Origin of the sequence: Herbidospora yilanensis, assembly GCF_001570565.1 — a bacterium.
In the GTDB taxonomy this organism is placed as follows: Bacteria; Actinomycetota; Actinomycetes; order Streptosporangiales; family Streptosporangiaceae; genus Herbidospora; species Herbidospora yilanensis.
In genome coordinates this window covers 155,862-169,798 of sequence record NZ_BBXE01000032.1, presented here as the reverse complement: position 1 = coordinate 169,798, position 13,937 = coordinate 155,862, and the positions used below count along the sequence as shown (strand labels likewise).

Here is a 13,937-nt window from a genome sequence, read left to right as displayed (position 1 = left end):
TTCTGGCGGAGATCTCCCACCTGCTCACCGGCAGGTCGACCACCCGGCTGGCCGAGCGGCTGGTCACGCTCACCGAAGGGGAGCGCGCCGAGCTGGGCGGCCACCTGCCCGGTCTGGTCAAGGACTCGCGCGCCCGCGACGAGCCGCTCGACGCCACCATGGTGCTGCTGGCCGGGGCCGGCGTGATCTACGGCCCGGCCGCCGCCGTGACGTGGATGACCGGCCGCGACGTCACCCGCCGCTGGGCCGCCCCCATCGACGTCGACCTGGTGTGCCGGGTGGCGGCCACCCGGCCGCCGGAGTGGCGGCGCGAGGTCGCCGTCCGGCTGGCCCAGCGGATCCGGCGGCCCGGTGACCGCATCGCGCCGCTGGCCGTGGCGCTGCTGCGCGAGTCCGGCGCGGTGCCGCCCGGCCACGACCCGCTGGTCGCCGCGTGGTTGTCCGAGCCGGGTGTGGCCGACGACCCGCTGGCCCCCGTTCTGCTGCCCCGCGTCTTCGACGCCGACGGCGCGGGCCGCGCCCTCCGGGAGGAGAGGCTGGAGCCCGAGCCGACCCACTGGCTGGCCGCCGCCGTTCGCGAACTGCCCAGAGACCAGGCACTCGACGGGTGCGTGAGCCGTTTCCTGCGCGGCGGCGACGCGCAGGACCTGCGGTTCTTCGTCCGGCTGCACACGCTTCTCGACCCCACGCCCGCCGAGTCGGCGCCCCGCGTGCGCGACTACCTGCGCCTGCTGCCGTCGGCTCCGGGTCCGGTCGCCGAACTGGCCGCCGCGCAGGTACGCACGGCGCTGCCGCTCGACCACGCCGACCTGGTCGAGGCGGTGGAGGCGCTGACCTTCCGCGCCGAGGCCAAGCTCGCCGCTCTGGGGCTGCGCTGGACGGACCAGACGATCCGGGCCATCCCTGAGCGTGCCGGGGATTTCGTCACCGCGCTGACGATGGCGTACGCGCACAAGTCCTTCGACGTGCGCAACCGCGCGGCCGAGCTGACCATGAAGCACGCCGGCCCGCTCGCGGGTCACGCCGAGGCGTTCCTGGCGGCGATCCCCGAACTGCCCGCCGGGCTCGGCTCCGCGCTGGCGACGCAGTTCGGCGGGGAGATCCCGGTCGAGGACCTGCTGGAGCACAAGGAGTTCCCGCCGCTCCCGGAGCCGCCGGAGGCCAAGCCGTTCCCCGAGCCGTCGATCGTGCCCTCCGGCCTCGACGAGTGGATCCGCCTGGAGCGCTGGCTGGCCGCCTTCGTCGCCGGGATCCGCGCCGACCGGGCGGACCTGCGCCGCGAGCTCACGCCCTACGTCGAGCAGCAGTCCCGCTACTGGCAGGGCGGCGACCGGCGCACCAGCGTCGACGCGTGGCAGACGGCGCTGGCCGCCGAGCTGATCTCACCCGGCAGCGTGCCGGTGGTGCCGCCGCTCGGGCCGGAGCGGTTCTGGGAAGGTGAGAGCTACTCGACGCAGGTGCTCGCCGTGACGCGGGGCGCGGAGATCGTTCTGCCGGAACGGGTGCACCGGGGAATCACCTTCAGCTTCGGAAGCCCGCAGCGGGGCCACTACCTGGACGACGACGCCCCCGTGCGGTCCATCTTCGTCACCTGGACGAGCGACGAGGGCCCGTCCATGGCCGAGGCCCGCGAGAACGGCGAGAAGATCCCCTGCTCGAACGGCTGGGTCTCCCTCACCGGGAAACCCGTCGAAGAGCCGGTCGTCGGCGTCGCCGAGATGTCGTGGCACCGTTTCGACGACGACGAAGAGAAGGACGCCGAGGTCGGGGACACGATGCCCGACTTCGTCATGGACGGCGTCTACGACCGGATGGCGGAACTCGGCGTCCACCCCGGCCGGATCGAGGCGATGCGCGCGGGTGGCCCGGTGCCCCCGCCGGGCGACGACGAGCCGTGTGTCGCGGTGACGGTGATCTACTTCCCGGCCCGGCGGCGCTCCTTCCAGCCCGACCCGCTCCCCGAGGCGGAGGAATGGCGGCGGCAGCACCTGCTTCCGCACCCGAACATGCTCTCCCCGCTCCACGACTTCCTGCTGCACCGTTACGCCGAGATCCTCGACGCCCTCCGCGCCGGCACGCTGCCGCCCGTGCTGCTGGCCACCCCCACCTGGTTGCGCGGCCACCTCGACCCCGCCGTGCTGGTCGACCGCCTGGAGACCTGTGCCGCCGCGGGCCGCGAGCCGCCGGAAGCCGACCTGGCCCAGGCGCTGCTCCGGCTCCCGAGGGGCAGCCACCCGGCCGAAGCCGCACGCGCCGCCGCGATCGAGTCGGCCGCCGCACGACAGGTCGCCGCCTGGCTGGCCGGGGAGGGCATGCCCGACCCGGAGTGCGGCGCCGCATGGCCGCAGACGACCGAATCCGGCGAGGGCCGGCTGACGCCCGTGCTCCGGGCCACGCCCACGGGCGTCCGCCTCATCGACGAAGTGGCGCTGCGCCAGCCGTTCGAGTGGACCGACGACGAGAAGGGCGGGGCGATGGCCGCCTGGCCCGCCATGTTGCCGTCCCACCGGGAGGTCGTGGCGGTCAACTTCCTGCCCTTCACGTTCCGCACCTACTGGACCACGAGCGTGGGCCAGCACGAGGTCTCCCGGATGGTCGCCGCCGACGGCCCCCTGGGCGACGCGACGGCGTTGATCGTCGCCTATCTGCTCGGCGCGGAGCCGGCCCAGACGATCCCGCTGGTCCTGCGCATGGCCGCGCGGGGCGACCTGCCCGCCGAGACGATGGGCCGGCAGCTCGCGCTGCTGATCCGCGACACCTGGCTGGAGACCCGGCCCGTGATCAGGGCCCTGACCGATCTGGCCGAGGCGGGCGGCCACCACGAGGTGTGGCGGATGTTGCGCGCCATGCTGCCGGAGTTCTTCGGCGAAGGCCGCCGCATCACCGTCCCGCAGGCCGAACTGGTCGCCTTCGCCACCGAGGTGGCCCGGTGGACGGGTGCGCGCGGGGAGATCCCGGTCGTCGCTGACTTCGCGAAGAGCCGCCGCACGATCCGCTTCGTCCACGAATGCAAGCGCCTCCACGCCCAGCTCACCGGAGCCGGGTCATGACCGCCTAACCACGACGCGCAGTGCTGATGACGGTGGGCGGGGCGACCATCCCAGGCCCGGCGGGGCGGCCACCTGGCTGGCCGACTCCCGCCGGTCAACCGCGCCGGGGCCCACCGGCTGGTGAGGTGCTCTGGCGGTACGGCTCGCGCGCCAGCGTTCGCCGGGACCCTTCGACCTGGTCGGGTTCGCCGTGCTCGACCGGCACCCCACCTGTCGACGTAAAAGAGGTCTCTATTGCGCTCTGGAGCGTCCAGGGGAATCACGCGAGGAAGACGGTCTGTGCCGTCCGGGTGCTGGTCGTCGGCCATCGTCACCGGTGCGGCTATCCGACTTCACCCAACGCGGGGCACATCGGAGCCTCCGTCAGGCCGGGATCGCTTCAACACCGCGATCACGTCCCCCTGATCTCAGATGTCCGTCACGGGTCAAGCCCAGCGTCGGCCGGGCCGTCGAGCGTCGCCACTACGACAGCGATCGAGTTTCCAGCGAACCGGACAGGAAGCCCAAGAATCAAGACACGCCGTTGCCGCACCGTTCCGGCAATGACTCCTGGCGTGTTCTCGTCTGTTGGCGCAGAGAACCAGACGCGAATCGCCGCCGGCGAACAGAACTGACAGTCAGGAGAACTGATGGGAACTCACCACATGCCCAGCCCCAGGCGCGCGCTCAGGGCACGCGCAATGCTCTTCGGGTTGGTATTGGCGGTGCCGACCGTGATCGCCGCATCGCCGGCGTCGGCGACGGCCGCATCGACGACCATCGTCTCCAGTTCGGTCACGACTGCGGCCTGGGTCCCTCGGGTCGTTCCGCTTTACTCCAGCGAGCCGCGCATCAACCTGACTTTCGCTGAAATGCGCAAGGACTTCCTGGATATCTGCGAGACCGAGGACTTCAACGGTTTCGCCTGCATCACCGTGGGAAACGGCGATGGAACACACACCGGCTTCCCCATGTACAAGTGCGGCTGGCGGAAGGTCTACAACTTCATCAACGCGGGCGCTCTCGTGAACAACCAGTACGGCGGCGTAAGGGTGAGACTCTACAACGCTTCACAAACGGAGATCGCGTCCTACGGCAACGGCAGGCACGGCATCCCCAACGAAATCCTGTACGCGACGGAGTGGATCAGCATCTGCTGAACCGGCCTCCTTGGCACGACGACCTACGCCCTCACCCCGCCGGACACCATGTGGGGGCGTAAGTCGTTCGGGCCGACCCTGGCGGATCTACGGCGTCCTCATCCCCGCGCCGCTCCGACTCGGCCCGGCTCGACGACGAGCGCGAGGCCGCTGCCTCGTCGTGGCCCGGTCCGGGGGAGCACGGGCTGCGGACCCGTCGCGGCGATCAGTGGCCGAGGAAGCACGCCAGGAGTCGCCTGAAGTCGTGCGGGTGCTCAAGCGCCGGCACGTGCCCGCATCGGCCCAGCACGTGCAGACGCACATCGGCCAGGTGTTCGAGCAGCGGCACAGCCGCCGTCCCGAGTGGGGTGACGCGATCTTCGGCGCCGTGGACCAGCAGCACGGGCGCGCGGATCCCTGCCAGGGTTTGCGCCGAGAGGGTGAGGTCGTCGGCCCAGCGTGCCCTGGGCGGAGGGAACAACGACGCGAATGCGTCCGCCCCGGCCAGCATCGCGTCCGCACGGGCGGCGACGGCCGACTCGGTCACGAGTGCCTGGTCGAGGACGAGGCGGCTCAACATGTCCCGTGCCCCGAGCGGGCCGGCGGGGGCGGCCCAGATCGCGTCGAGCTCGGCGGACAGCGGCGCCCCGGGGGCGCCCATCGTCGAGACCGCCACGACACGGGTGACCTGCCGGGGACGCGCGGCCGCCAAGGCCAGGGCCACGGCACCGCCCATGGAGTGGCCCACCACGGCGTAGTGCTCAATACCGAGAGCGTCCATCAGGCCCGCGGCCTGCTCCGTCCACAACCGGAGCCCACCTCTGGAGTTCGGCGGGATGGGCGTCTGGCCGAACCCCGCCTGGTCAGGCGCCACCACGTGCAAGGACGTGCCCAGCGCCTGTGCCGTCGCCGCCCAGGCGCCGGATCCGGTCGTGCCGGGGCCGGAGCCGTGCAGCATCAGCACCGCGGGCCCGGTGCCGCCCTCCATGACGTGGACGGGGGAGCCGTCGACTGTGACGGTCCGAAGTGCCGTCACAGTCGACAGGTCCGGTGTGCTCATGCCGACGCGGAGTTGACGGACTTCGAGAAGAGTTCCATCATCGCCCGGCCGAACTTCGGCATGTCCGGCCAGCCGCGGCAGGAGACGAGGTTTCCGTCCACCACGTCGGGAGCGTCGATGACCGTCGCGCCCGCGTTCTCCATGTCACCGGTGATGGGGGGGAAGCACGCCGTCTTCCGGCCCTTCAGCAGTCCGTACACAGCCGGCACCTGCGCGCCGTGGCACACCAGCGCGATCGGGAGGTCGCGCGCGAAGAAGTGCTCGGTGATGCGCCTGACGTCGGGGTCGACCCGGATCCACTCGGGGGCGCGTCCACCGGGGATGATGAGGGCGTCATAACGCTCGACGTCGACCTCGGCCCAGGTCACGTCGACCGGCAACTTCCGGCCGTTCTTCTCCACGTAGGCGTCGGAGTTGGGGTCGAACTCGTGGATGACAAGCTGAATGTCACGCAGCGTCCGGGACGACACGTCGACGTCCCATCCCCCCTCCTGCACGCGATAGTAGGGATACATCGTGTCGAGCTCCTCGGCGGCGTCGCCGGCTAGAAGCAGCGCTCTGGGCACCTACTTCTCCTCGCATCTGGGGCAGGTGAGATGGATCAGATCCAATCCGATCCGGTTGGGTTAGCATTGCTCGGCCCGGCCCGCCCGTCAAGCCTTTGCGGCCATTCCGTGCGCGTCCTCCGCCTCGTCGAACAAGCGCCGGAACCGCTCGCCGGACCGCAGGATGTGTCGCCGCATGGCGTAGGCGGCGGCGTCGGGGTCGCGCGCGGCGATCGCGGCCAGGACGTCCTCGTGCTCGGCCATGGCCAGGTAGGTGACCTGGGTGTCGTGGACGAGCCGGAACAGGTGGACGTGCGTGTGCAGGCGGGCGAGCGCTTCGCGGATGACCTCGTTCTCCGCGCTCTGGGCGATGAGATCGTGGAAGGCGGCGTCGCGTAGCCCGAAGGCGCCGTAGGCCACGGGCCCGTCGCCCCCCTCCAGCTCCGCCATCTCCTCCAGCATCCGCCGCAGCCCGGCCACCTGCGTGGAGGAGGCGCGTTCGGCGGACCTGCGCGCCGCCGCCGGCTCCAGGAGCAGGCGGAGCTCAAGCATGTCCTCGAACCGGTGACGGGTGATCTGAGGGGGAATGCGATAGCCGGCGTGCGGCACCCGCACGACCAGGCCCTCGGCCTCCATACGGTTCAGCGCGTCTCGGATCGGCGTCTGGGAGACCCCCAGCTCTCGCGCCAGGACGTCGATCGTGACGCGGGAGCCGGGCTCGATCCGCAGCGACATCAGCTGGCCGAGCAGCGTGTCGTACACCTCGTCGGCGAGCCGGCCGCGCGATCGGCGCCGCGCGATCGTCGCTTCGTCGTCCATCGTGACCCGAGGTCCTTTCTTGGGTTTTCTGCATCCTGTTGATATCGGTCCAAACTTTGCGGGATGTTGACGCCCCAACCCGGATCGTATAGGAAAGGTGGCGGATGTCACCCATCCTTAACCCAGGCGAAACCGCGCACCTCCGCTCCGATTCGATCAGTCGGAGCACCCCCTGAGCATGCTCGACGTCCTCCTCGGTCCGCCACCTGACCGAATGAGGACCGATGAACCTCTCGACTGATTGAAAGCCCCATTTCCGTCGCGGCGTACCCGTGACGCCGGTCTGCGGGTCAGCCCCTGCGGCAGCCGGCAACACGCCTGAACAACCCCCCAACTGCTCGGCGAAGTACGCAGCAAGGCTCCAGTGGTCTCCCCCCAGAAAGCAGGCAAGATATGCGGTACCCACGGCGAATAGGACAACTGGCGGCGGCGGCCCTGTTGGTGGCCACGTCCCTGACGGCCTGCGGCGGGGACGACGGCGCGAACGCGAACGCGCCCAAGGCGCCGGCGGACATCCCGGAGCTCACCAAAGACCCGTTGACCCTCAGCTTCATCTGGTTCGACTGGCCCCCGGCCAAGGCCCTGGAGGCCTTCGCGAACGCGGAGTACACCAAGGAGCGGTCGAACGTCACCATCAAGGTCAACGTCGTGCCGAACGCGAACTGGCACGACGCCATGTTCACCCAGTTCGCCGCGCACAAGACCGACTTCGACATCCCGATCCTGGACTCGCAGCACATCGGTGAGGCCGTGACCAACGGCAACATCCTCGACATCACCGACTTCGTCAAGAAGAACATCGACGTCAACGCCTACAACCCGTACCTCCTGGCGGCCTACGGCCAGTTCCCCCAGGCGGAGACCGGGCAGCGCGACGAGAACGCCAGCCTGTACGGACTGCCGCTGCTCGGCGACACCTGGACCATGATCTACCGCAAGGACCTGATCGGCGACACGCCGCCGGCGACCTGGGACGAGATGATCGCGGCCGCCCAGAAGTGCCAGACGGAGAACCCCGGCGTCAGCGGGCTGGCCTTCCACCAGGCCAACGGCTCCGATGCCGCGGCCGTCACCTACAACACGGTCAACGGCGTCTACGGCGGCAACCTCTGGGACTCCAAGGCGCGCAAGATCGAGGGCGTCATCAACGACGCCGCGGGCCAGGAGGCGATGGACGTCCTGGTCAACAAGATGAAGCCGCTGACCGCGGCGGGCTCCGGCAACTGGTTCATCGACGAGGTGAACGCGGCGGTCGCCCAGGGCAAGGCCTGCATCGCGTTCAACTGGATCGCCGCGAGCGGCGGCCTGCTCGACCCCGAGCAGTCGACGCTCGGCAAGACGCGCGACGAGATCCTCGGCAAGCTGGGCTTCGCCACCCTGCCGAAGCAGAAGACCGACCTGGTGCCGCTCGGCGGCATGGGCATGCACGTGTCGGCCTACTCCTCCCCGGAGAAGCAGGCGGAGGCGCTGAACTTCATGAAGTGGTTCGAGCAGGCCGACATCCAGAAGAAGTGGGCCGCCGCCGGCGGTGTGCCGGCGCGTACGGACGCCCTGTCGTCGCCCGAGTTCCTCAACGCCGGGCCGTTCAACAAGGTGTACGCCGACTCGGTCTCCCGGATGCGGGACATGTGGAACGTCCCCGAGTACGCGCGTCTCATCGACATCGAGAACACCAACGTGAACGCGGCCCTCAACGGCGCGAAGCCGCCGAAGGACGCGCTGAACGACATCGCCAAGGAGCAGCAGGCCGTCCTCGACTCCGCCGGCAAAAAGGGCGGCGGCGGACTGTGAGTGACCCCGTCTCTCTGACGGACCACCCGGTGCAGGAGGCGTCCGCGACGCCGCCTGCACCGGGGCGGTCCCGCCACCTGAGCGATCGCTGGCTCACGGTGGCCTTCATCTCCCCGGCGCTGCTGCTGCTGCTCGCGATGTCGGTGTTCCCGCTGCTGTGGGCGCTGTACCTGTCGTTCACCGACTACTCGGCCACCCGCGGCGGACCCGCCACCTTCGTCTGGTTCGAGAACTTCACCGCCATCCTGACGTCGGCGCAGGTCCACATGAGGGCCTTCACGACGTTGCTCTACGTGGTCGGCGCGGTCACCCTGCAGACCGTGCTGGGCTTCTCCATCGCCTATCTGATCTCACGGCGCGTGCGCGGGCGGGGAGTGCTCACCACGCTGTTCCTGGTTCCGATGATGCTCTCGCCGGTCGTGGTCGGGCTGTTCTGGCGGTTCATGCTCGACGCGCAGTTCGGCGTGATCAACAGCATGCTCGGGTCGATCGGCCTGGGGCAGGTGGAGTGGCTCACCAAGCAGAACACGGCGCTGATCTCCCTGATCGTGGTCGACACCTGGCAGTGGACGCCGTTCATCATGCTCATCGCGCTCGCCGGCCTCACCGCGGTTCCCAAGTATCTGTACGAGGCCGCCTCGATCGACCGGGCGTCGGAGTGGTTCCGGTTCCGCACCATCACCCTTCCGCTGGTGTGGCCGCTGCTCCTCATCGCGGTGCTGTTCAGGGCCATCGAGGCGTTCCGGCTGTTCGACCTCGTCTACATCCTCACCAGCGGAGGTCCGGGGGTCTCCACCGAGACGCTGTCGTTCCACGTCTACAAGGTGGCGTTCCTGGGCTTCAACACCGGGACCGCCTCGGCGTACGGGATCCTCATGGTCCTGATCGTCATCGTCCTCGCGCAGCTCTACATGCGCTACCTGAACAAGCTGAAGGAGGACTGATGGCCGTCTCCGTCGACAAGGCCGTGTCCCCGGGTCCCGTCAGGGACCACCGGCCCCCCGGGCGGCGCCGCCGGGGCCGGGGCCGCGTGGTGATCGAGGTCGCGGTCCTGGCCGTGCTGGCCGCCGTGATGCTCTTCCCGGTGCTGTGGATGATCGAGACGTCCATCAAGGAGAACCGGGACGTCTACGCGATCCCGGCCAAGTTCTTCGACTTCACGATCACCCTCGACCACTTCAAGGACGTGTTCGTCGCCTCCGGCGGCGGCCCGACGACCTTGTCCGGCTCCTTCCTCAACTCGGTCGTCGTCGCCGGGGTCTCCACGGTGCTGGCCACGGTGCTGGGCGTCCCGGCGGCCTGGGCCTACTCGCGCTTCTCCGTGAAGGCCAAGAAGGACCAGCTGTTCTTCATCCTGTCGACCCGGTTCATGCCGCCCGTGGTGGTGGTGATCCCGATCTTCCTCATGTACCGCCAGGTGGGGCTGTTCGACACCAAGCTCGGCCTGATCCTCATCTACACCGCCTTCAACGTCCCGTTCACGATCTGGATGATGAAGGGGTTCGTCGACGAGGTGCCCGCGGAGTACGAGGACGCCGCCATGCTCGACGGCTACACCCGCTTGCAGGCGTTCTGGAAGTTCACCCTTCCGCTGCTCCTGCCCGGCATCGCCGCGACGGCGGTCTTCGCGCTCATCTTCTCCTGGAACGAGTTCGTGTTCGCCATCTTCCTCACCTCCAGCGACGCCGTGCGGACGGCCCCGCCCGCCATCGCCGGCCTCATCGGCGGAACCACCGTGGACTGGGGTCTCGTGGCGGCCGCCTCCATCGTGTTCGCCCTTCCCGTTCTCGTCTTCTCCTACCTGGTGCGCAAGCACCTCGTCGCCGGTGTGACGCTCGGGGCGGTGCGACGCTGATGGCCGGCATCGAGGTGACCACCCTGCACAAGCGCTATCCCGACGGGACGGTCGCGGTCGAGCACGTGGACCTGTCGATCGGCGACGGCGAGCTCTTCGTGATGCTCGGCCCCTCGGGCTGCGGCAAGACGACCACGCTGCGCGCCATCGCCGGTCTGGAGAGGCAGACGTCGGGCGACATCCACATCGGCGACACGCTGGTCAACGACCTGTCTCCGGGCGAGCGCGACATCGCCATGGTGTTCCAGTTCTACGCGCTCTACCCGCACCTGAGGACCCGCGACAACCTGGCCTTCCCCCTGCGGGCCGAGGGCCTGCCCAAGGCGGAGGTGGAGGAGCGGGTCGCGGAGGCCGCCCGGCTGATGCGGCTCGGCGAGCTCCTGGACCGGCGGCCCCACCGGCTGTCCGGCGGCGAGCAGCAGCGCGTCGCGCTGGCCCGCGCCCTGGTGCGGCGGCCGCGCGCCTTCCTCATGGACGAACCCCTCACCAACCTGGACGCGGAGCTGCGCGCCGACATGCGCACGGAGATCAAGCACCTCCAGGGGGAGCTGGGGACGACGATGGTCTACGTCACCCACGACCAGGTCGAGGCGATGTCGCTCGGTCACCGGATCGCCATCCTCAACAAGGGCCGCGTCGAGCAGATCGGCACGCCGCTGGAGGTCTACGACCGTCCGGCGAGTCTCTTCTGCGCCGCGTTCATCGGCTCCCCGCCGATGAACCTGATCGAGGTGGAGGTGGCCGACGGGAAGCTGCGCAGCAAGAGCGGACTGGCCCTCACGCCGCCGCCGAACGTGCCGCGTGACCGTTCCCTGGTCGCGGGCGTCCGGCCGGAGGCGCTGGAGGTCACCGAACCGGGGGCGGAAGGTTCGGTCCCGGCCCGCGTGGTCTCGGCCGAGTGGCTGGGCGACGAGATCATCTACGTGGTCGACCACGGCGACCAGCGCGACGTACGGGTCCGGATGGAGCCGACGGTCCGTTTCGCCGCTGACGCGCCGGTCGGGCTGCGGCACACCGGCGGGCCCCCGCCGGTCTACGACGTGAGCACGGAAGAGCTGGTGGCCTGATGGGAACCGTGGCAGTACACGGGCTGCGCAAGTCCTTCGGCAAGGTCCAGGCCCTGGACGGGGTGACGCTGGACGTCCCGCACGGCTCGTTCTTCGTCGTGCTCGGCCCCTCCGGCGCCGGCAAGACGACGACCCTGCGGGCGATCGCCGGCCTGGAGAAGCTCGACGCCGGATCGGTGCATCTGGACGGCAAGGACGCGACCGGCGACGCCCCGGCCGACCGCGACCTGGCCATGGTCTTCCAGAGCTATGCCCTCTACCCGCGGCTCACGGCGTACGAGAACATCGCCTCGCCGCTGCGGGCCCGCCGCCGCTCTTCGAGCGAGATCGCCGCCGCCGTCGAGCGGATGTCGGGCCTGCTGCACATCGAACGTCTGCTGCAGCGCCGTCCCGCGCAGATGTCGGGCGGTGAGATGCAGCGTGTCGCCCTGGCCCGTGCGCTGGTCCGCAGCCCGCGCGCGTTCCTCATGGACGAGCCGCTGACCAACCTCGACCTCAAGCTCCGCGTCGAGATGCGCACCGAGCTCACCCGCATCCACCGGAGCCTCGGCGGAACCTTCGTCTACGTGACCAACGACCAGGTCGAGGCCCTGTCCATGGCCGACTACGTCGCGGTCCTGAAGGAGGGGAAGGTGCAACAGGTCGGGACGCCGACCGAGGTGTACGAGCGTCCGGCCAACCAGTGGGTCGCCGGCTTCGTCGGGAGCCCGCCGATCAGCCTGCTCGCCTGTCACGCCGAAGGGGATCGTCTGGTCGGGGCGGACGGCTGGACGTTGCCGCGGCCCCGCTGGACCACGGCCGAGGACGGCCGTCCGCTGATGCTGGGCCTGCGCGCCGAGGACCTGTCCGTCGAGAAGCGTGGGGACACGTCGTTGTCGGGTGAGCTCTACGGCCTCGAACCGCTCGGTGACCGGACCGTGGTGGACGTCCGGGTGGGGACGGAGATCCTCAAGATCAAGGCACGACCCACCGTCACCGGCACGCCGGGCGAGCGGGTGCAGGTCACGGTCGACCTGGACCGCGCGCACCTCTTCGACGCGGGCACCGGGCTGGCGCTGTCCCAGGCCGGTCGCTGAGCCCACGTTGAACATCACCGAGAACACCCCAGGAGGGGACACAGTGAGTGACCCGATGAACGTCCTGGCCCCCGAGCACCGGCGGCTCCGGATCGGCGACGCCTGGCGCGACGCCGCCGGCGGCGCCACGTTCGCCGTCGAGGACCCGGCCACCGGCAAGACCATCGCCGAGGTGGCGGACGCCGACGTCGCCGACGGGCTCGCCGCTCTGGACGCGGCGAGCAAGGCGATGGCGGAGTGGGCGGCGACCCCGCCGCGGAAACGGTCGGAGTTGCTGACCGCGACGTACCGGGCGCTGAAGGAGCGATCCGAGGAGGTCGCCCGGCTGATCACGCTGGAGATGGGCAAGCCGCTCGCCGAGGCCCGGGCAGAGGTGGCCTACGGCGCCGAGTTCTTCCGTTGGTTCGCCGAGGAGGCGGTGCGCGTCGAGGGGCGCTACAACACCGCTCCCAACGGGGGATATCGCATCCTCACCGTGCCGAAGCCGGTCGGACCGTGCGTCTTCGTGACGCCCTGGAACTTCCCGCTGGCCATGGGCGCCCGCAAGATCGCTCCCGCGCTGGCGGCGGGCTGCACGACGATCACCAAGCCGGCCGCCCAGACGCCGCTCACCATGTTGTTCCTGGCCCGCATCATGGAGGAGGCCGGCGTTCCCCCGGGCGTCGTCAACGTCGTGACGACCAAACGTTCCGGCAAGGTGGTCTCGGCACTGCTGGCCGACCGCCGGACCCGCAAGCTTTCGTTCACCGGGTCGACCGAGGTCGGGCGCGTGCTGCTCCGGCAGGCGGCGGACAACGTGCTGCGCACCTCCATGGAACTGGGCGGCAACGCGGCCCTGATCGTGTGCGCCGACGCCGACCTGGACGTCGCGCTCGACGGCGCCATGGTGGCCAAGATGCGCAACATCGGGGAGTCCTGCATCGCGGCCAACCGGATCTACGTCGAGGAGCCGGTGCGCGAGGAGTTCACGGCGCGCTTCGCCGAGCGGATGGGCGCGCTCTCGATGGGCCACGGTCTGGACGACGGCGTGGACGTCGGGGCGTTGATCGACGAGGCCTCGGTCGCCAAGATCGACGAGCTCGTCGCCGACGCGGTCGATCGCGGCGCCCGGGTCCTGGTGGGCGGCGCGCGTCCGGACGGGCCGGGCCACTTCTACCCGCCCACGGTCCTCGTCGACGTGCCGGAAGACGCGCCGATCCTGGAGGAGGAGATCTTCGGCCCGGTGGCGCCGATCATCTCGTTCACGTCCGACGACGAGGTGCTGGCGAAGGCCAACGACACCGAGCACGGCCTGGTCGGATACGTCTTCACCCGTGACCTCCAGCGGGCGCTCCGGTTCGCCGAGGGGCTGGAGACCGGGATGGTCGGCATCAACCGTGGTCTCATCTCGGACCCGTCTGCTCCGTTCGGAGGCGTGAAGCAGTCGGGGATCGGCAAGGAGGGGTCGCACGAGGGCATCCTCGAGTACCTCGACGTCACCTACGCGGCGATCGACCTGCCGTGACCGACCTCGCCGACGCCGTCCCGGTCTCGCAGGCGACCTGGACGTCCGCCCC

At 70.0% G+C, this 13,937-nt stretch carries 12 protein-coding genes; 8 read left to right on the top strand and 4 right to left on the bottom strand.

Annotation, left to right across the window (positions count from 1 at the left end; translation table 11 throughout):
- On the top strand, positions 1-3,050 hold a 3,050-nt coding region (locus AW273_RS38125; RefSeq protein ID WP_083950056.1), incomplete at its 5' end, for a DUF7824 domain-containing protein.
- Between the two features lie 637 nt (positions 3,051-3,687).
- Here AW273_RS38125 and AW273_RS37480 read toward each other — a convergent pair.
- Positions 3,688-3,828, bottom strand: a complete 141-nt coding sequence (locus AW273_RS37480) for a hypothetical protein (RefSeq protein WP_157556150.1) — start codon at positions 3,826-3,828, stop codon at positions 3,688-3,690.
- A gap of 73 nt (positions 3,829-3,901) precedes the next feature.
- Here AW273_RS37480 and AW273_RS25985 point away from each other — a divergent pair, with 73 nt between their 5' ends.
- The gene (locus tag AW273_RS25985; RefSeq protein WP_062353300.1) at positions 3,902-4,189 is read left to right on the top strand and encodes a hypothetical protein; all 288 of its coding nucleotides are present in this window, start codon (positions 3,902-3,904) and stop codon (positions 4,187-4,189) included.
- A 205-nt stretch (positions 4,190-4,394) separates the two neighbouring features.
- Here the strand turns inward: AW273_RS25985 and AW273_RS25980 are convergent, their stop codons facing one another.
- From AW273_RS25980 to AW273_RS25970, 3 genes are all read right to left on the bottom strand, one after another.
- Positions 4,395-5,228, bottom strand: a complete 834-nt coding sequence (locus tag AW273_RS25980; RefSeq protein ID WP_063910101.1) for an alpha/beta fold hydrolase — start codon at positions 5,226-5,228, stop codon at positions 4,395-4,397.
- On the bottom strand, positions 5,225-5,794 hold the full coding sequence (locus AW273_RS25975) for a DJ-1/PfpI family protein (protein WP_062353297.1): 570 nt from the start codon (positions 5,792-5,794) through the stop codon (positions 5,225-5,227). The genes AW273_RS25980 and AW273_RS25975 overlap by 4 nt, the downstream gene beginning before the upstream one ends.
- An 87-nt stretch (positions 5,795-5,881) precedes the next feature.
- Positions 5,882-6,592 carry a GntR family transcriptional regulator gene (locus tag AW273_RS25970; protein ID WP_062353294.1) on the bottom strand — a complete coding sequence of 237 codons (711 nt, stop codon included), beginning with the start codon at positions 6,590-6,592 and terminating at the stop codon, positions 5,882-5,884.
- A gap of 393 nt (positions 6,593-6,985) precedes the next feature.
- On the opposite strand from AW273_RS25970, the gene AW273_RS25965 reads away from it, so the two are divergent.
- From AW273_RS25965 to AW273_RS25940, 6 genes are read left to right on the top strand one after another with little or no spacing between them, the layout of a single operon-like run.
- Positions 6,986-8,383: an extracellular solute-binding protein gene (locus AW273_RS25965; RefSeq protein ID WP_062353291.1), complete on the top strand. Its 1,398-nt coding sequence runs from the start codon at positions 6,986-6,988 to the stop codon at positions 8,381-8,383.
- 29 nt (positions 8,384-8,412) lie between these two features.
- Positions 8,413-9,327, top strand: a complete 915-nt coding sequence (locus AW273_RS25960; protein WP_063910104.1) for a carbohydrate ABC transporter permease — start codon at positions 8,413-8,415, stop codon at positions 9,325-9,327.
- Positions 9,327-10,238: a carbohydrate ABC transporter permease gene (locus AW273_RS25955; protein WP_062353285.1), complete on the top strand. Its 912-nt coding sequence runs from the start codon at positions 9,327-9,329 to the stop codon at positions 10,236-10,238. Before AW273_RS25960 ends, AW273_RS25955 begins: the two co-directional genes overlap by 1 nt.
- Positions 10,238-11,305, top strand: a complete 1,068-nt coding sequence (locus AW273_RS25950; protein ID WP_062353282.1) for an ABC transporter ATP-binding protein — start codon at positions 10,238-10,240, stop codon at positions 11,303-11,305. Before AW273_RS25955 ends, AW273_RS25950 begins: the two co-directional genes overlap by 1 nt.
- Positions 11,305-12,381 (top strand): ABC transporter ATP-binding protein, encoded by a 1,077-nt coding sequence (locus AW273_RS25945; RefSeq protein WP_062353280.1) that lies wholly within the window; start codon positions 11,305-11,307, stop codon positions 12,379-12,381. Before AW273_RS25950 ends, AW273_RS25945 begins: the two co-directional genes overlap by 1 nt.
- Positions 12,382-12,424: 43 nt before the next feature.
- Positions 12,425-13,885, top strand: a complete 1,461-nt coding sequence (locus AW273_RS25940; RefSeq protein WP_062353276.1) for an NAD-dependent succinate-semialdehyde dehydrogenase — start codon at positions 12,425-12,427, stop codon at positions 13,883-13,885.
- Positions 13,886-13,937: the final 52 nt, after the last annotated feature.